The following is a 581-nucleotide window of genomic DNA, read 5'->3' as shown; positions in this document are numbered from 1 at the left end:
ACATCCCAAGGCGATGCCGGTGGTCCTGACCACGGCGGAGGAACGCGACGTGTGGATGCGCGCGCCCTGGGAGGATGCCAAGGGCTTACAGCGACCTTTGGCGGATGGAGCTTTGGTGGGGTGCTGTCAGGAAAACGCTAAAAGGTCTGCGGTAATTCGGCTGTAAGCCGCTGGCGGAGAAGATATTTCGTGAAGTCGATTTCGTTTAGGCGTCACCGGTTTCCGGCGGACGTAATCCGTCACGCCGTGTGGCTATACTTCCGGTTCAGCCTCAGTTTCCGCGACGTTGAGGAGCTGCTGGCGCAGCGCGGGATCGACGTCAGCTACGAGACGATCCGGTGCTGGACGATCAAGTTCGGGCCGCTGATAGCCCGGCGTCTGAGGCGGTGCCGTCCGGCCCCGTCGCCACGATGGCACCTGGACGAAATGGTCTGCTGGATCGGTGGAAGGCGCATGTACCTGTGGCGCGCTGTCGATGATGAAGGCGAGGTCCTGGACCTCGTGGTCCAGCGCCGGCGGGACACAGAGGCGGCGCTGAGGCTTCTTCGACGCCTCCTGCACAACCAGCCGGTCGAGCCGGA

At 63.3% G+C, this 581-nt stretch carries 1 protein-coding gene; it reads left to right on the top strand.

Translation table 11 applies throughout. The features are described 5' to 3' along the window. Positions 1 to 189: 189 nt before the first annotated feature. A partial coding sequence (locus tag ACP7AS_RS13105; protein ID WP_426029301.1) for an IS6 family transposase occupies positions 190 to 581 on the top strand: 392 nt, incomplete at its 3' end.

It is taken from the genome of Brevundimonas sp. TWP2-3-4b2 (assembly GCF_049897345.1).
Classification (GTDB): domain Bacteria; phylum Pseudomonadota; class Alphaproteobacteria; order Caulobacterales; family Caulobacteraceae; genus Brevundimonas.
Note: the sequence above shows the minus strand (reverse complement) of the source record. Positions and strands in the feature narration are given on the sequence as shown.